Annotated in this window: 20 protein-coding genes and 1 tRNA gene; 7 read left to right on the forward strand and 14 right to left on the reverse strand. The window is 36.9% G+C overall.

Annotated elements, in window-relative coordinates:
- Positions 1 to 122 precede the first annotated feature (122 nt).
- Entirely contained in the window at positions 123 to 830 is a 708-nt protein-coding gene (locus AC1Z3T_RS13495; RefSeq protein WP_100884539.1) for an XAC2610-related protein, read from the forward strand.
- Between the two features lie 295 nt (positions 831 to 1,125).
- On the opposite strand, the gene secF is transcribed toward AC1Z3T_RS13495, so the two are convergent.
- From secF to queA, 9 genes are all read right to left on the reverse strand, one after another.
- Positions 1,126 to 2,097: a protein translocase subunit SecF gene (gene secF / locus AC1Z3T_RS13500; RefSeq protein WP_085944225.1), complete on the reverse strand. Its 972-nt coding sequence runs from the start codon at positions 2,095 to 2,097 to the stop codon at positions 1,126 to 1,128.
- A 7-nt stretch (positions 2,098 to 2,104) separates the two neighbouring features.
- Complete coding sequence (gene secD / locus AC1Z3T_RS13505; protein ID WP_004827743.1) at positions 2,105 to 4,006, reverse strand: protein translocase subunit SecD; 1,902 nt, start codon at positions 4,004 to 4,006, stop codon at positions 2,105 to 2,107.
- A 53-nt stretch (positions 4,007 to 4,059) separates the two neighbouring features.
- On the reverse strand, positions 4,060 to 4,389 hold the full coding sequence (gene yajC, locus AC1Z3T_RS13510) for a preprotein translocase subunit YajC (protein WP_004827744.1): 330 nt from the start codon (positions 4,387 to 4,389) through the stop codon (positions 4,060 to 4,062).
- Positions 4,390 to 4,523: 134 nt separating this feature from the next.
- Positions 4,524 to 5,654, reverse strand: coding sequence for a tRNA guanosine(34) transglycosylase Tgt (tgt, locus tag AC1Z3T_RS13515; protein ID WP_004827745.1), 1,131 nt, complete (start codon positions 5,652 to 5,654; stop codon positions 4,524 to 4,526).
- A 227-nt stretch (positions 5,655 to 5,881) separates the two neighbouring features.
- Positions 5,882 to 6,298, reverse strand: a complete 417-nt coding sequence (locus tag AC1Z3T_RS13520; RefSeq protein ID WP_004827746.1) for a hypothetical protein — start codon at positions 6,296 to 6,298, stop codon at positions 5,882 to 5,884.
- Between the two features lie 290 nt (positions 6,299 to 6,588).
- A complete protein-coding gene (locus tag AC1Z3T_RS13525) occupies positions 6,589 to 7,158 on the reverse strand; it encodes a LemA family protein (RefSeq protein ID WP_005030971.1) in 570 nt (189 codons plus the stop codon).
- 19 nt (positions 7,159 to 7,177) lie between these two features.
- A complete protein-coding gene (locus AC1Z3T_RS13530; RefSeq protein WP_046761394.1) occupies positions 7,178 to 8,203 on the reverse strand; it encodes a membrane protein in 1,026 nt (341 codons plus the stop codon).
- Positions 8,204 to 8,304: 101 nt separating this feature from the next.
- Positions 8,305 to 9,321 carry a hypothetical protein gene (locus AC1Z3T_RS13535; protein ID WP_100884540.1) on the reverse strand — a complete coding sequence of 339 codons (1,017 nt, stop codon included), beginning with the start codon at positions 9,319 to 9,321 and terminating at the stop codon, positions 8,305 to 8,307.
- Positions 9,322 to 9,439: 118 nt separating this feature from the next.
- Positions 9,440 to 10,495: a tRNA preQ1(34) S-adenosylmethionine ribosyltransferase-isomerase QueA gene (queA, locus tag AC1Z3T_RS13540; RefSeq protein WP_046761451.1), complete on the reverse strand. Its 1,056-nt coding sequence runs from the start codon at positions 10,493 to 10,495 to the stop codon at positions 9,440 to 9,442.
- Positions 10,496 to 10,679: 184 nt separating this feature from the next.
- Between queA and AC1Z3T_RS13545 the strand changes: the two genes are divergently transcribed.
- Both AC1Z3T_RS13545 and AC1Z3T_RS13550 read left to right on the forward strand, forming a co-directional pair.
- A tRNA-Leu gene (locus AC1Z3T_RS13545) sits at positions 10,680 to 10,766 on the forward strand.
- A gap of 423 nt (positions 10,767 to 11,189) precedes the next feature.
- A complete protein-coding gene (locus AC1Z3T_RS13550; RefSeq protein WP_100884541.1) occupies positions 11,190 to 12,206 on the forward strand; it encodes a Fic family protein in 1,017 nt (338 codons plus the stop codon).
- Positions 12,207 to 12,483: 277 nt separating this feature from the next.
- On the opposite strand, the gene AC1Z3T_RS13555 is transcribed toward AC1Z3T_RS13550, so the two are convergent.
- On the reverse strand, positions 12,484 to 13,650 hold the full coding sequence (locus AC1Z3T_RS13555) for a hypothetical protein (RefSeq protein WP_100884542.1): 1,167 nt from the start codon (positions 13,648 to 13,650) through the stop codon (positions 12,484 to 12,486).
- Positions 13,651 to 14,033: 383 nt separating this feature from the next.
- Here AC1Z3T_RS13555 and AC1Z3T_RS13560 point away from each other — a divergent pair, with 383 nt between their 5' ends.
- From AC1Z3T_RS13560 to AC1Z3T_RS13570, 3 genes are all read left to right on the forward strand, one after another.
- On the forward strand, positions 14,034 to 15,431 hold the full coding sequence (locus AC1Z3T_RS13560; RefSeq protein WP_058967306.1) for an amino acid permease: 1,398 nt from the start codon (positions 14,034 to 14,036) through the stop codon (positions 15,429 to 15,431).
- A gap of 98 nt (positions 15,432 to 15,529) precedes the next feature.
- Positions 15,530 to 16,402 carry a DMT family transporter gene (locus AC1Z3T_RS13565; RefSeq protein WP_100884543.1) on the forward strand — a complete coding sequence of 291 codons (873 nt, stop codon included), beginning with the start codon at positions 15,530 to 15,532 and terminating at the stop codon, positions 16,400 to 16,402.
- Positions 16,403 to 16,621: 219 nt separating this feature from the next.
- Entirely contained in the window at positions 16,622 to 17,521 is a 900-nt protein-coding gene (locus tag AC1Z3T_RS13570; RefSeq protein WP_004827757.1) for a LysR substrate-binding domain-containing protein, read from the forward strand.
- 19 nt (positions 17,522 to 17,540) lie between these two features.
- Here AC1Z3T_RS13570 and AC1Z3T_RS13575 read toward each other — a convergent pair whose 3' ends face one another.
- The 3 genes from AC1Z3T_RS13575 to AC1Z3T_RS13585 form a co-directional block, all read right to left on the reverse strand.
- A complete protein-coding gene (locus AC1Z3T_RS13575) occupies positions 17,541 to 18,119 on the reverse strand; it encodes a pyridoxamine 5'-phosphate oxidase family protein (protein ID WP_100884544.1) in 579 nt (192 codons plus the stop codon).
- Between the two features lie 68 nt (positions 18,120 to 18,187).
- Complete coding sequence (locus AC1Z3T_RS13580; RefSeq protein ID WP_004827759.1) at positions 18,188 to 18,379, reverse strand: 4-oxalocrotonate tautomerase; 192 nt, start codon at positions 18,377 to 18,379, stop codon at positions 18,188 to 18,190.
- Positions 18,380 to 18,443: 64 nt separating this feature from the next.
- Complete coding sequence (locus AC1Z3T_RS13585) at positions 18,444 to 19,145, reverse strand: SDR family oxidoreductase (protein ID WP_005030959.1); 702 nt, start codon at positions 19,143 to 19,145, stop codon at positions 18,444 to 18,446.
- A gap of 118 nt (positions 19,146 to 19,263) precedes the next feature.
- On the opposite strand from AC1Z3T_RS13585, the gene AC1Z3T_RS13590 reads away from it, so the two are divergent.
- Complete coding sequence (locus AC1Z3T_RS13590) at positions 19,264 to 20,136, forward strand: LysR substrate-binding domain-containing protein (RefSeq protein WP_228153664.1); 873 nt, start codon at positions 19,264 to 19,266, stop codon at positions 20,134 to 20,136.
- A 383-nt stretch (positions 20,137 to 20,519) separates the two neighbouring features.
- Here AC1Z3T_RS13590 and AC1Z3T_RS13595 read toward each other — a convergent pair whose 3' ends face one another.
- Positions 20,520 to 23,453 carry an FAD-binding and (Fe-S)-binding domain-containing protein gene (locus AC1Z3T_RS13595; protein ID WP_100884546.1) on the reverse strand — a complete coding sequence of 978 codons (2,934 nt, stop codon included), beginning with the start codon at positions 23,451 to 23,453 and terminating at the stop codon, positions 20,520 to 20,522.
- Between the last annotated feature and the right edge of the window lie 4 nt (positions 23,454 to 23,457).

Raw genomic sequence — 23,457 nt, forward strand, 5'->3', positions numbered from 1 at the left:
GCTATCGGATTAAATCCACCCCGACCCTCCTGTGATTAAGGAGGGAACCTAACCGCCTTCGGGCGGTTTTTTATTCTTCACTGTTTGATGTTATGATTTTAATCAAAATTGACTGAATAAAAATGATGAAGCAAGTAATTAAAACGATCTGTCAAAGCGTGAGCATTTATCTAGTATTTAGTTTGTCTATAGCACAAGCACAAGTTTTTGAAATTAAGAATGGTTCAAAACACTATGATGTCATTATTGATACTGTATGTGAGAAGGAAAAATGTGGTGACAAGGCCGAAATAAAGTTATTTAAAAAGGGCAGTAAAGCAGTATTTCAAGCATTTCACTCTGATGAACTGACCATATATCTAGATAAAAATTTTAAGCCCAATGTTAATGTGGTACAACTTTATGATGAACGAAGTCCTTTAATTTTTGCTGATTTTAACTTTGATGGAACACAAGACCTTGCAATAAGGAATGGTCATTATGGTCCCTATGGTGTTGTTATTTATGATATTTATGTGTTTAATCAAAGCAAGCATGAATTTGTTTTAAGTTCTGAACTCTCAGCACTTACCCGAGAAAATATAGGGATGTTTCAGTTAGATAAAAAGCGTAAACGAATCATCACCTTTAACAAAAGTGGTTGTTGTTATCATATGCGTTCCGAATATCGAATTGTACCTAAAAAGGGGCTATTACTGGTTCGAGAATTTATTGAAGATGCAACTTTATCAAGAGGTAATCAAGTTGAGGTAACAGATCGTAATTTGGTTAATGGAAAATGGAAACAAAAAGTAAAATATTATCCAAGTGAAAAATATTATGCTCAGTAGTCATAATTTATATGGTTTACATGGTATCGCTATTCTGTACTGAACCACCTAATTATTTATACACCTGATTTGCATCGAGTCATTGATTATAAATAAAACCTATGCATTTTATGAGCCTTTAAAATTGTGGGTGTTTAATTCGTTTTTGTGCTTGTGAATTCTAGATGGTTATTCAATCGTTTGGCAGACTAGGGTCTTAGTCATCACAACTCGACCATTTTCTTTGCATTGTGAGGTAAATTTTAAGCATAAAAAAGCCCATCCAAAGATGAGCTTTTTCAATTAAAACTGAAACTTAGTGAGGAATATGTTCTTCATCTTCAAATTCAGGTTTAACTTGAACAATAAAGTCTTGACGGTTAAGACCACGCCACAAAGCAAATGCAGTACCGATATAGATTGACGAATAAGTACCTACAAATACGCCAATAAACATCGCCACAGAGAACCAGTGTAAACCATCACCACCCAAGAACATCATTGCAAGTACAACCAGTAATAGGGTCATTGAGGTATGAATGGTACGTTTTAAGGTCTCAGTCAATGCAATATTGACGATCTCTAATGGGGTTGCACCACGAATCTTACGGAAGTTTTCACGAATACGATCCGATACAACGATGTTATCGTTTAGTGAGAAACCAATTAACGCAAGAATCGCTGCCAAGACTGTAAGGTCGAATGGCCACTGCATCATTGCAAAAATACCAATCGTTACGATTACATCGTGCAGTAATGAAAGGACTGCACCCACTGCAAGTTTAAACTCGAAGCGAATGGTCACGTAGATCAGCATAAGCAACATTGCAAGTGCAACAGCGCCGGCAGAACGTAAATACAGTTCATTACCTACCTGACCACCGACAGAATCCACTTTATGAACAACAGCAGCATTATTCGGTAATTGAACAGCTTTAGTAATGGTATTGCTTAAGTCTTCAACTTTTAGATCTTGCGCAGGCATACGAACAATAAGATCTTTGTTTGAACCTAATGTTTGTACAACAGCATCTTTAAAGCCAGCTTGGTCTAGATTGGCAATTACATCAGCAGGTTTTGCTGCGTGTTGATAATTCAACTCAGCAGAAACACCACCTGTGAAATCTAATCCTAGATTTAAGCCTTTGGTTGCAATAAAGAAGATACTGGCGATGGTCAAAATGATCGAGATGATTGCCGCAGGTTTGGCAATCTTCATGAAATTAATTACATGCTCATCATCAGGGCGACCATATTTCTTTTTCGGTTGAGTCACATCAGTCATCATCGATCTCCTATATGCTCAACTTATTCAAGTTACGTTTACGACCGTACACGAGTTGGACAATTGCACGAGTGACTGTAATTGCAGTAAACATTGAGCAAATAATACCAATCATCAGTGTAACCGCGAAGCCTTTAATCGGACCTGTACCAATCGCGAACAGAATAAATGCAACCAAGAATGTGGTTAAGTTTGAGTCGAGAATGGTGTTATAGGCTCGATCATAACCTGCAATAATCGCTTGTTTGGGCGAGGCGCCCCAGCGCATTTCTTCTCGTATTCGCTCGCAGATCAGTACGTTAGCATCGACCGCCATACCAATCGTGATCACGATTCCCGCGATCCCCGGTAAGGTCAATGAAGCGCCAATCCAAGACATGACTGTCAAAAGCATTGCCAAGTTAATCACTAGCGCAATATCTGCGATTAAACCAAATAGGCGGAAGAATACGATCATCCAAAGCGCAACAAGGATGAAACCAACTTGGGTAGAAAGTACACCTTTATCGATATTTTCTTGACCTAAGCTCGGACCAACCACACGTTCTTCAACAAAGTACATTGGCGCAGCTAATGCACCTGCACGAAGCATCAAAGCAAGTTCAGACGCTTCTTGAGGTGAGTCTAAGCCTGTAATACGGAAAGATGAACCCAATACAGCTTGAATGTTCGCAGCATTGATCACAACAGATTCTGTATATGGTGTACGGACTTCAGTCATTGCTCCTGTAACAGGATCAGGAACCGAGGTAATTTTTTGTTTATTTTCAATAAACAAAACTGCCATACGTTTACCAACTGCGTTACGTGTTGCATCAGACATCAACTTACCGCCAGCAGTGTCTAAAGTAATATTTACTTCAGCGCCACCAGTATCTTGGCTAAAGCCACTTGATGCATTTTGGACACGTTCACCCGTTAAAATACGGTTGCGGTTTAATAATAACTCACGACCACTGTCTAACGATTCATAAGCAAAAACCTCAGTACCCGGAGGTAAAGGTTGCCCATTATATTTACCGGTAAAACGGTCAATATATTGATCATTTAAATCTGAAACTAAACGGAACTCTAAGTTTGCAGTGCGACCTAATACACGTTTTGCTTCAGCAGTATCTTGTACACCTGGCAGTTCAACCACGATACGGTTACTACCTTGACTTTGCACCAAGGCTTCAGCCACACCTAATTCGTTGATACGATTTCGTAGTGTGGTTAAGTTTTGGTTTAACGCATAAGACTGAATGTCTTGCTTGGTCGCATCGTTATAGGTCAACTTAAGCGTAGAGCCAGTATCTGTAGCTAAAGCTTGTTGATTATATTTATTTCCATCGCGACGTAAGAAATCCATCACCGCTGCACGGTCATCATTATTGGCAAACTGAATGGTAATCACATTGTTATTCAATGCAAGACTATTGAAATTAATCTTGTTGTCACGGAATTCACGACGTAAATCAGTTGCTGATGTTTCCATACGCTGTGCAATCGCTTTATCCATATCTACTTCAAGTAGGAAATGAACACCACCACGCAAGTCCAAACCGAGCTTCATTGGTTTAGCACCAATTTTTTGTAACCACTCAGGTGTTGTTGGCGCAAGGTTTAACGCAATCGTATAGTTTTCACCCAAACCTTTGCTTAGTACATCTTTTGCCTTTAATTGGGCTTCTGATGTGCTTAAACGTAAGAGGGCAGCATTGTTGGTGAAAGTATTATCATGGCTGCTAATATTTTCACTTTTTAAAATTTGCTCTGCTTTTTGTATCACTGATTTGTCAATCGTGGTACCAGCCTTGGCACCCGAAATTTGAACAGCAGGTTCATCAGGATATAAACTTGGCAGCGCGTATAATGTACTGATTACTAGTACCACTAGAATCAATAAATATTTCCATGCAGGGTAACGCATTCGCTTTCTTCTTAAAATGAAAAAGTCGTGCTAAGTGCACGACCGTTTTATGATTAAAGGTTATTTAATGTGCCTTCAGGCAGAACTGAAATAACACTTGCACGTTGAATTTTCACTTCATTTCCTTTGCCTAATTCAACCACTGCAAAGTCTCCGTCGATTTTCAGAATACGACCCATTAAGCCGCCTGCAAATACAACTTCACTGCCCACACCTAAGCTTTCAATTAAAGTACGGTGTTCTTTTGCACGTTTTGCTTGAGGACGCCAGATGAGAAAATAGAAGATCGCGATAAATACAACGATCATCAAAATGTTTGCCATCATGCCTGGACCTTGTGCAGGCGCTGCCGCAGCGTGAGCAGAAGAAATAAATAAACTCATTTCAGTTTCCTAATGTTAAAAATTTTCTGCCATTTGCATGGCTTTTAAATCGACTTGTTCTGCAATTTACCTTGTCTTGGGTTTCAGCGCAAATACTGTTGAATTAATCTTCAATTCAGCTTTATATTGGGGCGTTAGTCCACAGGACAAGGTGGAACTTCTAAACCGCGACGTTGATAAAAATCTGTCACGTATTCATCAAAAGTACCTTGATCTAAAGCATCACGAATATCTTGGGTAAAGCGTTGGTAATAACGCAAATTATGGATGGTACCCAACATTGAACCGAGCATTTCACCACATTTTTCTAAATGGAATAAATAGGCACGAGTGAAGTTGGTGCAGGTATAACAGTCACAATGCGGGTCTAATGGACGTTGATCATGGCGATATTGGCTGTTACGAATTCGCACTAAGCCATCTGTAACAAAATAATGACCATTACGTGCATTACGTGTTGGCATCACACAGTCAAACATATCCACACCACGACGGATTGCTTCAACGATATCTTCTGGTTTGCCTACGCCCATTAAATAACGTGGTTTATCTGCTGGCATTTTCGCTGGGAGATAATCCAAAACTTTGATCATTTCTTCCTTTGGTTCACCTACTGAGAGTCCACCAATTGCAAAACCATCAAAATCGATTTCTTTTAAACCATTTAAAGACTCTTCACGAAGATCTTCATACATGCCACCTTGAATAATTCCAAACAAGGCATTTTTATTTTTAAGCACATCATGATGTTGAGTTTTACAACGTTTTGCCCAACGCAATGACAATTGTAATGACTTTTGGGCTTCCTCATGTGTTGCAGGATATGGTGTGCATTCATCAAAAATCATCACAATATCTGAGTTCAAGGTATGTTGAATATCCATTGAAATTTCAGGTGATAAAAAGACTTTTGAACCATCGATTGGAGAGCGGAAGGTCACACCTTCTTCTTTGATTTTGCGCATTGCTCCAAGACTGAATACTTGGAAGCCACCTGAGTCCGTCAGAATAGGTTTGCCCCATTTCATAAACTCATGCAAACCGCCATGTTCACGAATAACATCTAATCCAGGGCGTAAATAAAGGTGAAAGGTATTTCCTAGAATAATTTGTGCTTGGATATCTTCAATATCACGTGGCAACATCCCCTTAACAGTACCGTAGGTACCGACAGGCATAAACACAGGAGTCTCTACGACACCATGTGCTAAAGTTAAACGACCACGACGAGCACGCCCCGACTGACCTAATTTTTCAAACTTCATAAATGACCTAAATCTGGCGAAAAAACAGTTCGCTGATTGATAATTGCAAAAGGGGCTATTTTCCCTGATTTTAGGGTTGAATACCAGTCATGTTATTTTTCATCATGTTAAAAATTGAAGATATGACTTGATTTATATGTATGCGAATAGATAGTTGCAGGTGTTTGTATTTTATTCTTTATAAAAGAAGCGGACTTTGGTCCACTTCTTTTAGGTTAACCGTCCGATTAATCTTTGGCTTTGCGCCCCATGACGATTAACCCAATAATCGCAAGAACTAAAATAAAAATGCCATAATGATTCCAAAAATTGCGTTGCATTTTATTTTCTTGGTAATCAGGATTTTTACTTAATGATGCAATCACATCTTCAGGTAATTCATAAAAAGTATCTGGTTCAGCATCAGTCATTCCAACCAGTGTACAATCCCATGTTCTCACATCTGCCCATAAAATTCCGAAGTGACTACATTTGTAGCCTACATTTAAGCTTTTAAGGTCTTCATATTGGCTGATGAGTTCTTGTGGAAATGCACCAACTTTAAACATTTCATCACCTGTATTGAAAACCAAGAGTCCTTTTGCTTGAGCAGGAGCTTGCCATATGAAACACAGACAGAACATCATGAATAGTTTTTTTAACATTGTATAACTCCAATCTTTAGATTGTTTTTTATAAGTTGATCGTTTTGTTCTAAAAATAGTCATTTTTTTAGCGGTTTGAAAAATATCAGAAAATGATCGAAATGTCATTTTTTAATCTAAAAATAGCTGTATTTATCTTCAAAGATGATCGAGATTTGCAAACGATGATTTATATTTTGGTTTTAAAATAAGTCTATTTGATGCATTCATAGTATCAAATGAAAATTCAAAAAAACCTTCTTAGCATTTATCTAAGAAGGCATACAAAAGGTTTAGGGTGATGTTGGTGACTAATTGAAATTTGGTTTGTAATCGAAGTTTTGAGTTACAACATTATCTGAAAATGGACGAATCGTCTTCTTCGCTAAAGTGATGGTGTTAATCATATTATTCGGGAAGATTTCGATGGTGTTGTTAAATTCTTCAACATTACGATTGAAGATTGTAATCGCTGCACCGACATTTTCATTTTGCTCTTGAATATCATCCATCATTTTTGCATACAGTGTATCAGCCTTAAGTTCAGGGTAATTTTCAACAACAACATTTAGACTTTTCATTAAGTCTTGGTTGAGTTTTTCCACATGTTGTAATTGAGAAACATCAGTATTGTTTAAATTTAAATTCAAAATTTGCTGACGTAATTCAGTCACTTTTTCTAAGGTGGATTTTTCAAATTGAGTATATTGCGCCAGTGTCTGTTCTAAAGTCTCAAGCGTCTTTACTTTTTGACGTTCAAAATTCGCCACTTCGGCCCATGCACGTTGGGTTGCATTGAAATAACGCACAATATTATTTCTGACTAAAATGCCCCAAACGATAATGGCGATAAAAATCCCAATAAATATGATTAAACCCATTCTGATTATTCCTTATGATTTATGAAATCAAGTTTAGCATGCTCTGTTTGAATTTTTCATATTCAGGCATGGTTAATGTTCTTAAATGTCCACGTAGTGCCGAGATATCTTGAGGGCTTTGCTTTTTTCGAGCAATTCGAAATAAGTTTTGATCACCCATATAGCACAGCATATTTTCCTCAAAATGATAAACAATATCACCTGAATATTGTTGAAAAAAATCACTTAATTTTAAGGTAATACTTGGGCTGATGGTTCGTGCCAATTGATGTTGATTATAGCCAAAAATATATAAGTTTTGGTTCACCATAATATCGGCTGTTTTCCAGCGCTGTGTATACGGCGGTGTGAACTCATGATGTTTGTTGCTGGCAGCAAATCCAAGTGCAGGCATTTGAAAAATAAAAGCGCCCCATTGGTCTTTGTGAATTTCTCTGATTTTTTGCTTTTCACCTTGGCTATTTGGGAGTGAAAACTCATCAATATAATGATATTGAAACAACATCACATGATGTTCTTGTTCTCCATCAAACCAAACTGTAGAGGCAAATTGTTCGATTTCATTTGATACATTGCCTTGGGCAAAAAAAGGAAAGGTTTGTTTTAATCTGCTCATGACCAATAAGGTATTGCTTGTGGTCGAGATATGAGTTGGTGTTTTATTGAAATGCAAGTCATACCGCAACAACATTATTTTCTGCTCTAGAAAATTAATGACTTCGTCAATTGGGTCACTGGGCTCATAAATTAAATAGGCAGCAAAACAGCATAATAATCCAGCTAAAAGCACCAGTGGATAGGGGATAAATGGATGAAAAAACCAGCCAATTAGCGCAGTTGCTATCCCCAAAATAAACAAAAATCGAGGAATTACATTATAGAAAAACAGATCTTTGCTTTCACCCCAGGGATGTAGACCATCCAAAATATCTTGCGCAGATTGAGCCTGTTGCCCAATCTCCCACAATCGAGCAATATTACGCATCACATGTTGATTTTTTCGAGTGCGGTAATGCAGTAATCGTTCAACGGTTTCTATAGGCATAATTGCTCATCATGATTTGGCCTTTCAGCAACTAAAATTTTAAATACTTTATCGATAATTATGCGATAAATCACATTAAATACCAATTAACTTATTTATTTTTAAAACTTATTTGTTTCAGTGTTAGGTTGAACTTCTTGCAATATTGTTATGAGTGATTGTTTAAGTTGCTCATAATCAGGCATGCTCATGCTTTCCAGTTGAGCTGCTAGGTCATGTACAGTCTGGACTTGATTCACTTGCAAATGCGGTTTGGTGATGTCAATCTTAAATAACCAACACAGTGCTGGGTGTTGTGGGTGAATGTAAAAATCACCTTTGAAATTCGACATCGCCTGATCAAGCATGAGTACATGATTGGGACTGAAAAATTTAGCCAAACGCATTTCGTTGGTTCCGCTGAGTTGATATTGATTGTCAAAACGAATATCGCCACTGGACCATTTCGTTCCAAGTCGGCACGCGCGGTTTTGTTTGGAAGAAATACTGATACCTTGGGTGGGAAAATTCTCAACAATGATTCCCCATAAATCGTAATGGCGATATTCAGTTTTTGTTTTACCATCCGAATCGCGAGTTTCAACTTCATCAACATAATGATAGTTAAACAACATATATGGATAGATGAAACCATTAATTTGCCAAGTACCATAAATGGTATTGCGAATTGAATTTTCATAGTCCCCTAAGCCAAATAATGGAAAATCATAAGGAGAGATAATTTTGTTATCGGTCTCGTTCGGAAAGAAGCGAATTTGATATTTTGCCTCTAAATTCTTTTGCTGGAGATAATCTATGAGTTGATTGAGTGGCTTGGTTGAAGTACGTTTATAAAAAGCAAAGACAATACTGGCTATTGCAAATAAAAATAGAATTGGATGAGTAAAAAAAGCCAAAATGGCAACGCCTATACCCACACAGATAAAAAGCCAAAAAGTATAATTTTGAATAGACAGGCTTGGATCATCTTGCCAATGCTTTAACTTTTCGATCAAGTGCTCAAAATTTTCAGTTGAAGCTAATAATCGGTTGATTGAATCAATATTACTTTGGGTTTTACCATTATTGACATGTTGTTGACTAAACGCATTTTGAATTTTTGTTGGTAAATCATTCATCTTTATTCATTATTGTGACGAGTTTTCAGAAGCTTAATTGTAACGAAAAAATGATTTTAAATGCAAAGCATCCTTTGAATGAATACTTTGCAGGTCGTGCTGTAAATTATGGCGTAAACTATTCTGCTGTCATTTGTTCTGTATTTGCATTTTCAATCAGCATGGCATCGCCATAACTAAAGAACCGATATTTTTGCTCAACTGCATGTCTATAAGCATTTAAAATATTGTCTCGATTGGACAATGCCGCAACCAGCATTAACAGCGTTGATTCAGGCAAGTGGAAGTTAGTGATCAAGCGATCCACCACACAGAACTGATAGCCAGGATAGATAAAGATTTGGGTATCTCCTGTCCAAGCCGCAATTTTACCACCTGAAGCTTGTGCAGCACTTTCCAATGCACGTGTTGCTGTGGTCCCTACTGCAATGACTTTATTCCCACGTGCTTTGGTTTCTTGAATAAGTTTTGCGGTTGCCTCAGGTACATCGCACCATTCACTGTGCATAATGTGATTTTCGATATTGTCTGTCCGCACAGGTAAAAATGTACCTGCACCGACATGTAAGGTCACAAAAGCTTGTTGGATACCTTTTTGTTTTAATTTTTCCAGTAAGCTTTGATCAAAGTGCAGACTTGCGGTCGGTGCTGCAACACTTGCTAACTTGGTTGGATCATTGAATACGGTTTGATAGCGTTCAGTATCGATCGCTTCAGCTTCTCGATTAAAATAAGGTGGTATAGGTAATTGCCCATACAAATCCAGAACCTGCAAAATTGGCTGAGAAAACTCGACAATAAATAAGTTTTCATGACGCCCTTGTACAATGGCTTTAATACCATCTACACCAATAAATAGTTCAGCACCTGCTTTAGGTGAATTACTGGCTTTGATGTGACAATGTGCAATAGTTTGATCAAATATACGCTCCACCAAGACTTCAACTGCACCTCCAGATGCTCGTTTACCTTTAAGGCGTGCCTTCATCACTTTGGTATCATTGAGTACCATCAAGTCACCTTCATCGAATAAATCTAATATATCGGTGAAACTGTGATCTTGATATGAGCCATCTGCATTGAGATGTAAAAGGCGAGAAGCGCTACGTGTTTCAAGCGGGTAGCGTGCGATAAGTTCATCGGGAAGTTCGAAACTAAAATCAGAGAGTTGCATCATGGGAAAGAAAAACTGACATTGGAGATTTAAAAACTGCGCTTAGTATAGTCTTTTTTCAAATTAAAGGCTGAAATTGGTGATTTATAATCCAAAAAAACCAGATATGCATTAATTTTATACAAATGTGAAAACTTGTCGTTGACAAGAAAATGAAACGCGCTATTATACGCACACAACCTCTCCCGAGGTGGTGAAATTGGTAGACGCGGTGGACTCAAAATCCACTGTCAGCGATGACGTGTCGGTTCGAGTCCGACCCTCGGGACCACTTATTTAAGCAATAAGTTATATTAAAATAATTTTTATAAACAATTAAAATTTTGTGGCTTTTTTCTAAATTTACAACTCTCTTGTAGACAAATGCTAATATTTCCATATCTATTATCTTCAAATGTTCTGAATGGTCGGTATTTGCATGGCTACCTATGAAGTTTCTAAATCTTTTGTTGATAAAGTTGAGTTTGGAAAAACAGGTCAATAAGCCGATCATGATTCTTCTTTGGTAGGTTCTGCTCTTCGTTTTACCCAGAAATCGAAAGCGTATATTGCAGAACGCCGCAAAAACAGAAAAAATTATCGTATTGAGATTGGTAAACATTTTGGTCCATACTGGCTATATTAGAGGCAGTTTATTGAATAAAGCATTTTTTGATAAATTGGGTTTATCTTCAAATTAGTTGAAATTTTACTTATGAAATACCAACCGCCTTATAGCATCACATCCAAAATCATTCATCTGATTGCGCAGATTAGTGAGAATATAGGGCGTTTGACTGTTTTAGAAGAAATCCAAGATAGTCTAAAATTAAGGAAAGTTAATCGTATCCGCACTATTCAAGGTTCATTGGCAATAGAGGGAAATACGCTCAGTACAGAACAAATCACAGCGATCTTTAATGGTAAAACAGTAATTGCACCTCCAAAAGAAGTGCAAGAAGTGCGTAATGCTATCAAAGCCTATGAAGGCTTTCAGCAATGGCAACCGGGTCACGAAGTAGACTTATTAGAAGCACACCAAATTTTAATGACGGGCTTGATCGATGAAGTCGGTCAATATCGTCATGGTGGTGTCGGTGTAATGTCAGGCGATCGAGTTGTGCATATGGCGCCTCCTGCCAATCAGATCAATCGACTGATGGCTGATTTACTCGATTGGTTGAATGATAGTGAAATACATCCATTGATTCAAAGTTCAGTATTCCACTATGAATTTGAATTTATTCATCCATTTTCAGATGGTAATGGGCGGATGGGGCGACTATGGCAAACACTGATACTGAGTAGATGGAATCCTATCTTTGTCAATATCCCAGTTGAAAGTCTGATCTATCAAAATCAAAAAGCCTACTATGAGGCTTTACAAGCAAGTACTGATCGGGCTGATTCAGCGCCATTTATCGAATTCATTTTACAGATGATTTTAGATGCAATCCTTAGTTCAAATGACACCGCTCAAGATAGCGATCATGCTACCGCTCAAGCTGATGCAGAAGCTCGTTTAGAACGTAGCGATCAAGTAGAACGTTTAATTTCAGTAATGAAACAAGAAGACTATACGTTGACTGAGTTGATGCAATTGGTGGGGTTAACGCATCGAGCAACTTTTCAAAAGAATTATCTCAATCCCGCGATAGAGGCGGGTTTGGTTGATCGTACTATTCCTGACAAGCCGAAAAGCCCAAAACAGAGGTATCGTAAAATTCTATGATGAACACCGTAGTTATTGTTAACAACTAAAGGTAGGCATAAAGTCTACAAAAAATTCTGTAGCTTTTCTGTAGACAGCTAGATTATTTTTTCGTGACTTGAGCTGTTTTGAATTATCAGTACTTATCGGTAATCCCCCCTCAAAATAATTGAACTCAAAAGTAGAAAACCGAAGGAAAGTTCCCACGATTTGATTAAGATATGACTCTTGAGCAAACTGGAGAACTTTCTTTTCTACTATGATCGTATGATTAGATTGAAAATAATAATCAAGTAAATTAAAAATTATAGAAGAACAATAAATTTAACATTTTATGGGTCGGTTTATTATCAGCTATTGCTAAGGATTGCATATTTCCGTTAATAAATGGATCATTTTTTCCAAAAATATATTCTGTTGCAAAAGAGAACTTTTTCACATCAAGTTGTGCTCCAATCGTATGACGTGTTGAGTCTTTATAATCATCAATATTTTTATTATATAGCGAATAAGTCGCATACGGTGTTAGATTAAAACGACCATTTGGATCTTTATAAGCATAATTAATATCGATGGCATAGAAATCAGCATCATTTGCAACATAATAGTTTGTATCAAATGCTCCCATGACGGAATAATTAGGTTGTAATAGATCTTTGTTTTTAATTTTGTTCCTACCAGTCGTTAATGTTAAATTAAAGTTATTATAATGAGCACGAGAGAAAATAGCCCAACTATTACGATGCCCTGTCTGATTATTGGTTTTATTATCCAATTGTGAATACCAATAAGAGCCTCCTGCGCTTAGATTCAGTCCGTCAATCCATTGAGGTAATTTTTGATCGATACGTGAAACGAGCATATTTTTTTCTTGCAAGCGGGTTTCATTCGGATCATTGGGATTGACATAACTGGCAGAATATCGTGCAGCATTTTTACTATCTCCTACATAACTTCCCGCATCACGGGCGAAATAGGCGAGGTCGATTGTCGTATCATCAGAGAGCTGAGTATTGAAGTTCACGCCCAAATGGTGAATATCTGATAAACCTGAAGTCACAGTAATGTCTCCAAACCAATTGGTTGACCAGCCACGACCAGGTCCGAAAGGTACATCCTGTATCCCAATAGTTATACGATTACTTGGATTAATCTTATAGCCAAGATTGGCATTGACCAAAGAAGAAAAATCACAGATTTCATCAAATTGATAACAACGATATTCAAAATTACCAAAGAATTGGGTTGCGTCATATTGAATGGCTAATTTTGCTGCATCAAATTTGAGCTTATGTTCATCATTAGAATAGTTTTTATCCTGAATATTGGCACGTAGCCATCCTGAAAATGTAAGTGCCCCAAGATTAGATTGGGGATCTCCGATTTGAGAGGAAGCTTGTGTCATCTGAGGATAAAATATAGATAATAGGGTCAAGTTTATAGCTAAGTATTTGAATTTAAACATTGATATCTTCCTTGATATTGATTTACTGAATTTATTTTTTTGTGCTCCAGACTGAAGCTTGAAAATATATTTGTTATGAATTTCTATATGGAGAAATTTAGAACATGGATTTTCTTTGATTTATTAATAGCAAAACACGAAAAGAAAAAGAATATTGCATGCATTAAATGTCTACGAAAATAAGTCGTAAAGACATTCCCTTTTTTCGTTTGTAGGTCAGAATCAGTAAAAACATACTAAATTAGTTTATTGAAATTGATAGTTTTGTGAATCGATCAATTATCTACAGTTATAAAATGGAGTGTACTGTAGTCGTTTATTAGAATTTTTCTAAATTTAATATATGGATCAATAAACAATTAAAATTTATAAGGAAGGATTCAATGGAACAACATGACAATATATCTAATCGTAGTGATACGGACAATAAATTATGCCACAGTTTATCAAGCCGACAGGTGGGTATGATAACAATTGGTGGAATTATTGGTGCAGGTCTATTTATTGCATCAGCATCAGCCATTAATACGATTGGTCCCACGATATTATTTTCTTACATGATTGTAGGTATTCTAGTGTTCTTAGTGATGCGTATGCTGGGTGAAATGGCAGTGCTACATCCAGACTCAGGCTCATTTTCAGTTTATGCTGAAAAAACATTAGGACATTGGGCTGGTTTTACCACAGGTTGGTTATACTGGTGGTTTTGGATGTTAGTTGTTGCTTTTGAAGCAATAATGGGGGCAAATATATTAGTTGCTTATTTTCCTGATGTACATCCCGCTATTTTTGCTTTTAGTATTCTTTTAATCTTAACCTTGACAAATCTTTTCGACGTAAAAAAATTTGGTGAGTTTGAATTTTGGTTTGCTTTAACTAAAGTTGCTGCCATAGTTATTTTCATTGTTATATGCGTTTCAGCAATTTTGGGTTATTGGTCATTAAATCCAAATATTAGTGGTATTGCTAATTTATATCAGCATGGCGGACTATTTCCTCATGGCTATGGGGCTATTCTGTCTGGGATATTAATTGTGATGTTTTCATTCTTTGGTGTGGAAATGTTGTCAATTGCTGCTGCAGAGGCAAAACATCCAGGCAAGGAAATTCGCCGTTCAACCAATCTGGTGATTTATCGTATTGCAATATTCTATGTACTTTCCATTTTTCTAGTGCTGTGTATCGTGCCATGGACAGATAAAGGGTTACAGGAAATGGGAACGTTTCAGTATGTTCTGCATGTTCTAAATGTACCGGGTTCAAAACTCATCATGGATCTGGTTGTTTTCGTTTCGGTAAGCAGTGTTTTAAATACAGGCACCTACATAAGTTCTCGTATGTTGTTTTCTTTAGCAAGTCGTGGAGATGCACCTAAAATTTGCGCTAATGTAACCCGGGCAGGTGTACCACGAACAGCAGTTATCGTCACCACCATTTTCTCAATCATTTGTTTAGGACTTAATTATTATGCTTCTGAGGGATTGTTTTTCTTCTTTTTATCTACCTTAGGCGCAATTAGCTTACTCATTTATTTAATTATCGCGTTATCTCAATTAAAAATGCGTAAATCATTAGACAAACAAGGTATTCAGCTTGATTTTAAAATGTGGTGTTTTCCATATTTGACTTATGTTGTCATTGCTTTAATTACACTCACATTGGGATATATGTTTGTGAATGAAAAGTATCAGTACGAAACCATAGTCACTTTAGTTTTGGCAATTGGTACAGTGAGTGCTAGTTTCATTGTTAAATTCATAAAGAATAAATCGAATTCTTAAATATACGAGACAACTATCAAAAAGAATTCTTTAATCAAATGAGTTCGAGCTCTTGTGGAGCTCGAATGTTATGAATGCTCTGAGGAGTTAAGGACACTATGTTGCGTGCTTATGCTGCACTTGTCTTACTGGGTATCATTTGGGGAAGCAATTTCATCTATATGAAATGGGCGACCGCTTTAATTTCTCCAGCTCAGACGGTATTCATGCGGATTTTCTTTGCTTTCATCCCTCTTTTAATCGTTGCTTTGTATACAGGAAGTATTTCATTGAAGCAACTACGTTATCTAAAGCATTTTGTGGTCATGTCTGTTTTAGCAGCGATCCTTTATTACTATGGTATTGTTGCTGGAACGGCATTATTACCAAGTAGTATCGCTGGATTATTAAGTGGAATTATTCCTATTTTTACTTTACTTGCAGCACTCATTTTTTTGCGTGAAGATCGATTGTCACTAGGCGTCATTATGGGCATTGCGCTCAGCTTTTCGGGGATTATCTTAAGTGCTCGTCCGTGGGAAAGTTCAGAATTTATTTCATTAATGGGAATATTCTGGGTAATGGTCGGATCTTTGAGCTTCGGTATCTCATTTGTTTATGCCCGATATTATCTTTTGCCATTAGAGATACCATCCATTGCACTTGCAACTTGGCAATTAGGTATAGCCGTATTGACACTTTTTTTATTCATTGATTTTAAAGGTATTACAACAATATATTCTGATACACATGTACTTATAGGTACTATTATTGGGCTAGGTGTAATGGGTACGGGAGGAGCTTTTCTTTTGTATTATTACATTATTCAAAAATTAGGAGCAGTGAAAGCTTCAGTTGCAACATATATAGCACCTGTGATTGCTGTGATTATTGGTGCTGTAATGGGGGAAAATGTAACAGTAATTGAGTGGTTCGCGCTCACACTTATTATCGGAGGAGTCATTGTCATCCAAACTACAAAGTTAGGTTAAGGTGATTGTTGTTAAAAAGGACAGCGAAAAGATGAAAAAAATCTGCTTGATTGGGTATTTTTTGAATTTTTTTTTTTACTGAATGAGTTAAATTGAAATTCGTATTATTGAGTCAGTGATCTAAAGGTATTTGGTCAAAGCAATGATATGGCAGACTAAAAAACAAGTAACTTTCAATGGATTTGGGCACTCTTCAATATAAAAAAAGGAATTTAAAAAATGCATAAAATGACATCCAGAACTTTTCCATCGACGACATCATTACGATGCTTTGAAGCTTCTGCTCGATTTTTAAGTTTTACCAAAGCTGCTCAAGTCCTCCACATGACTCAAAGTGCTGTAAGTAAACAAGTCATCCATTTAGAGGATAGCCTTAACACGACTTTATTTGACCGTTCTTTAAAGGGTTTAAATCTTACTCCTTCAGGTAAAATATTCCTGGCAGAAGCCCAAAAGATACTCAATCAAATCGAAATCTCTGTTTTAAATATATTGGCACATGGGAGTGAAGCAGAGACGGTGAATATCGCTGTTCACCCTACGTTATGCGCGAGATGGTTGATTAAAGCATTAAAAGGATTTGGAAAATCTCATCCCAATATACATCTCGATGTTCAAGAACAAATTCATGATTCGGAAATTGAAAATTTACAAGCAGATATTGCCTTTTTATATGGTGAAGGCGTCTGGAGGGATATGACCAGCATCAAATTATTTGAAGAGCAGTGTGTAGCCGTGTGTTCTCCTGAAATTACACAAACGCCTTTTAATAGTTTAGAAGACTTTCATTGTCATGTTTTAATTCAATGTCGATCACGTCCTAGAGCATGGGATGAATATTTTCAAATGCAAGAGTTCGTAAATGAACACCCATTTATTGGTCCAAGATTTGATACTTTTTATTCATGTATTAATGCGGCAATAATAGGTTGTGGTGTTGCACTTATTCCCAAATTTTTGATTGAAGAAGAGTTATTAACTCAAAAATTAATCTTGGCTTGGCCTTATGAATTAAATAATACCAAAGCTTATTATATGACTTATCCAACATCGATGGCGAAAACGCCAAAAGTCGTGACAATTACACAATGGATTCAAGATCATTTAAATGAATGTTAAAACGCAAAAGATTGGATAATTAAGGGACTAACCACTGTCCTTGCCATTCTCCATTTTTATCTTTTTCAAAAAAACATCTTATATGGGGATTTTCATTCAGGTCCAACCACTCTAAACTTGTTATGTGGATATCAATAAGATCAAAAAAAATCGATGGTTCTTTATTGCCATATTCTTCATCTATATATTTGACTTCGTGAGGTGAAGCAATTTTTTTGCCAGGTGAAACCGATGTTTTAAACAGTAAATGGGTGTGTTGTTTTAATTTATGCCAAGCTTCTTTTTTTGTTTGCGTATCTTGAATAATATTTGCTTCACCTTCGATTCGTAATTGGGTTCCTTTAGGATCAAATGCAGCTAAAGCAACTTTATGATTATTATTTATTTCTTCTATTTTTTGAGAACGTGTATCAGTAAAAAAAGAAATTATTCCTTTCTCTGCGTTGAAGTCGCGAAGTACAATTGTCCTAAGCTTAGGTTCATTTTTTGAATTTATGGTCGCAAGTTGCATCAGGGTAAAAGGGGAGCGCTCTATAGAAGCTTGGGTTAGGTGATCCATAATTTGTTTGAATAAATCACTTTTAAGCGGTATACCCATATAACACCTCGGATGACCGATAGGATAAGGCTGTAAGATTTTAATTCCAGCCTTATATCATTAAAATCTTATTGATCAGGTTCAGCGTAAAACTTTCCTGCATGTGCCCAATCAGATGATGGTATTTCTTTAAAAATAATATCAATGGTCTCTGTTGGACATTTTAATATCACTGAAGTCAAGGTTGTGACTTCTTGCATAAACGCTTTCTTTTGCGCATGTGTACGCCCTGGGGCAAGTTCAATTGTAATTAACGGCATTTTGTAAAACTCCCAAAGGGATAAAGCTACATCGCTTTATCCCAATAATCACTGATATTTGTTATTAGATCGAACGAGCTAGACCGCCATCTACACGAATGTTTTGACCAGTAATATATGCAGCACCTTCTGAAGCTAAGAATGCGACCGTCGCTGCAATTTCTTCTGTAGTACCATAACGTTTCATTGGAACACTATCACTGCGTTCGTTTGTCATTGGCAAACTATCAATCCAACCTGGTAAGACATTATTAAAACGTATATTGTCAGTGGCATACTGATCTGAGCAGATTTTTGTAAAGGCAGCTAGACCTGCACGAGCAACCACCGAGGTTGGGAATAATGGACTTGGTTCAAATGCCCATGTAGTAGAAATATTAATAATCACACCACTTTTCTGCTTTTGCATAATCGGTACAACTAAACGAGTTGGACGTACAGCATTTAAAAAGTAAGTATCAATACCAGCATGCCAATCTTCATCCGTTAACTCTAAAATTCCTTTACGCGGACCGTGACCAGCACTATTAACTAAGACATCAATTCGTCCCCAACGTTTAAGCGTTTCATCAATCAGGCGTTGAATATCTTCAGGAGACTGGTTTGAGCCAGTCACACCTAAACCATTTAACTCTTGAGCAAGCGCTTCCCCTTTTCCTGAAGAAGAAAGAATGGCTACTTTGTATCCTTCATTGGCCAATTTTCTTGCGACTGCGGCGCCCATGCCACTCCCTGCGGCTGTAATAACTGCAACTTTATCAACCATTTTCATTTTCCTCACTATAGATGGTAATCATTTTATTTATTGAGTTTAAGTGTTGAGTACACCGCAAACAAACGATATTATTTTGTATGATCAGATAGAAAAACTATTGGCTAAGTTCATGAGAAAGCTTCCATCGTTAAAAGGTTTATATGTATTTGAAGTTGTATCAAGGCACTTAAATTTTAGATTAGCTGCTGATGAGTTAGGGGTCACACAAGCTGCTGTGGCTCAACAAATTAGAGGCTTAGAGGAGGAGTTGGGTCTCAAATTATTTGAAAGAACACCAAGAAAGTTAACAATGACTGAGAGTGCTTATCGATATGCGATAAGTGTAAAACAGGCATTTAAAATATTAGAAGAAGCAACAGAAATATTACATCCGACTCAACCCTATCTTACTATCAGCGTTCCCCCCTCATTTGCTGCGAAATGGTTACTTCCACGTTTAAATGAATTTGCAGAGACTTATCCTGATTTGGATTTAAGAGTTGTTGCGAGTCCAAAGGTACAAAATTTTGGCACAGATGGAATTGATTTAGCTATCCGTTTAGCAGCCCCACCTTTTGAAAATAGTGTGAATGCCGATTTGCTTTTTGAAAACCAGGTGGTTGCTGTAGCAAATCCTTTGCTCATTGAAAAAATAGGGCATCCGCATGATTCTAAAAGTCTTCAATCGTATACTTTAATTCATGATGCCCATAATTTTTGGCCTAAATATCTTCAGGTCGCTTTTCCTGATCATGATTTGTTTAATTCTAAAAATATTTATTTTAATCAGACCTCACTTGCCATTGATTCAGCAATTGCTGGGCAAGGGATAGCCTTAACTTGCCTAAATTTTGTCAAAGATGATATAGAGGCAGGGCGATTAATACGTTTAAACTCAATTACACTCGATACAGGATCAGGCTTTTACCTCATATCACCACGAAAACCTCATCAACCAACTTCATTGCCATTGGTAAAGTCATGGTTAATGAATTCACAATGATTTATTAATTTGAGTCAAGCACTTGATGATTCAGACATGTGATTTGAATCGTTCATATCCAATGTACTTGATACTTTTTATATGAATTTTTAAAAGTTTTGCTTAAACATATTTTTTGCATTTTTGAGTTATAGATGGTCTTTCTATGGCGAGGCGACATCGATGTCGCCATGTTGAGCTGGGAGATATAAGCAAGGACAAAGCCATACTTTATTTTTGCTCAGGGTTGTGGCTAAACTATCTTAACCATGCATTATGGAACTTAAAAATAGTTACGCAATTTTCTTCGTTTCATGCTTTAAAATGTATCGGTCTCATGCCCAATTTTAACCTATAACAAGAGCAATTTATAAAAGGTCAACAGACCCGATGATATTTAAGACTCAGCCCAATTTTTCTAACAGAACCTGAATAGGATGGCGAAGTTGATTTTTTTCTAAACGTTTGACTTGAGTTCGACATGAATATCCAGTTGCTAAAATCCATTGGTGGTGCAGTTCTACCTTACTTTGCCATGATTGTTGATAAATCATTTTTGATTGGTTTAAATGTTCAGTTTCATGACCATAGGTTCCAGCCATACCACAACATCCCAAAGTAAGTGATTCAAGTTCTAAGCCAAACACTTGGAAAATATCTTTCCACATTTGATTCGATTTAGGTTCTTGTGTTCGCTCAGTGCAATGCCCAGCTAAATAATAAATGGATTGAGTTGTTGATAATTTTGGCAGTTCAAATTCGTCCAAGCGTTGCTTTAGCCATTCTTGTACCAACATGACTTGATAACGATGTTCAGGCAATTCTTCAGTAAATCTCTTATGATATTCTTGACGAAAAACTAGCGTCATTGCTGGATCCAAACCGACTATAGGATAACCTAAATCAGAAACTTGATTTAAGAGGGTAATATTTTTTCTTCTCAGCTTTTCAAACTCATCAAGGAAACCATGCACATGCAAAGGTTTTCCGTTGGGGAAATAGGGCAATACATAAGGGATAGCCCCTAATTTTTTTATTAGCGTGATTAAATCCAAAAAGACAGAAGTATCAAAATAGCGTGTGAATGCATCTTGTACAATGAAAACCACATCATGCTCATTACTGGGTAAATTATTTAAGTCCTGATCAACGAGGACAGCACCATATGTTTGTAATCTTTCCTTCACTTTAGGATGAAACAATGGGATATCTGTCATTCTGAGTATTTTTTTCTGGAATGATTTTAGTAAGGTCAGTCTTTGTGTCACATTATATAAAGATGAGATCGATGCGACTTGGGGTAAGATAAATTCCAATTTTGCCAATATATAATCACGAAGTTGACGAGGATATCGTTGATGATAGCGGGCTAAGAAACGTGCTTTTGCATCAGGAATGTCTACTTTAACAGGACATTGTCCAACACAGGATTTACAAGACAAACAACCATGCAAAGCCTCATATACCTCCTGATCAAAACCCATACTAGATTGTTGATTTTCCTCTCGTCTAAGCCACTCTTTCACTAATGTTGCACGTCCTTTGGGAGAGTGAATACGATTTCGTGTCACTTTATAAGAAGGGCACATGGGATCATTTAAATCATAATTAAAACATGCGCCATTTCCATTACAGTGCATGGTCGTGCCAAAATTCTTCCAGTCGATCTTTGAAATTTGACGATCATAATCCCCGCGTAGCGGAATTTCGGTGAGTCTGATCAATTTACTGGTGGGTAATGTTGCAGGCGTTGCAATTTTCCCAGGGTTGAGTTGATTAAATGGATCAAAAAGCGCTTTGATTTGTTGTAATAGGGGATAGGCTTGTCCAAAAAATATAGGGGCGTAACCAGAACGTAAGCCTTTACCATGTTCCCCCCATAACACACCACCATAATGATGCGTTAATTCGACGACCTTCTCTGTAATTAATTTTATCATTCCCAATGACTTGGGGTCTTTCATATCCAATGCCGGGCGTACATGCAGTACACCAGCATCAACATGTCCAAACATGCCGTATTCCAGACCATGATGATCTAAAAGCTGTCTAAAATCTGCTATATACTCAGCCAAGTACTCAGGGGGAACGGCTGTATCTTCAACAAAAGGCTGAGGTCTTTTTTCCCCTTCGACATTACCCAATAATCCGACTGCACGCTTACGCATTGCATAAACGTGATTAATTTCAGTTTCTCCCCACGCAACAGTGGTACTGAGTCGTTCGATCTGTCTGTCTTGAGATAAATGCTGTAAAAAATCTTCTAGATGTTGTTTTAATTCAATTTCAGTTGTTGCATCAAGTTCAACTAAATTAATCCCCTCAATCGGTTTTTCTAAATGATTGTCTGGAAAAAATTTTGCGACATTGTGCCAAACGATATCATTTTTAGCTAAATTTAAGACTTTGGAGTCAACCGTTTCAATTGATAGTGGCTTATGTTGCATGAGCACATTGGCATCTTTTAATGCATCCTGAAAGTTGGTATAGCCGATATTTATTAACAGTCGATACTTTGGAATCTCTAAAACGTTTAATTCTGCCTCGACAATAATGCCTAAAGTTCCTTCACTACCACAGAGTAGGGCGTTTGGATTAAAATATTCATCATCCAATAAATTAGGCAAATCATAACCCGTCAATGATCGATTCAACGATGGGAAACTATTTTTAATTATGTCTTGATTAATTTTAGCGACTGTAAAAATCTGGTGGTATAAATTTTTCTGAAAGGGAGTTTTATCTAAAATTTGTTGTTGCCATGATTCTCGTTTTAATGCTTGGGAATGTAAAATCTCACCCCCCCTTAATACTGTAGATAAACGCGTTACGTGATGATGTGTTTTTCCATATCGGCAACTCCCTTGTCCACTTGCATCTGTATTAATCATTCCTCCAATGGTTGCTCGATTTGAAGTAGACAGTTCAGGAGCAAAAAATAAACCATATTTTTTTAATTCAGCATTGAGTTGATCTTTGACGACACCAGCCTGAACAATAGCCTTTTTTTGTTGAACATCGATCGATAATATTTTATTCATGTGTCGAGAAACGTCGATGACAATTCCATTTGTTAAAGATTGTCCGTTCGTTCCTGTACCACCACCGCGAGCAGTCAATACTACAGATTGATATTGATGTTCACTCACAAGACGCATAATCATTTCAATATCATGTTGATGTTTCGGATAAATAATCGCTTGCGGATGATATTGATAAATTGAATTATCTGTAGAAAATACTTGGCGAGTCGCTTCGGAACAATCTATTTCACCTTCAAAACTGGATTGGAGTTGTTCAATAAACTGCTGCGTTATAATTGCTAAATCCTGTTTCATATAT

This window comes from Acinetobacter sp. B-6 (assembly GCF_056930735.1).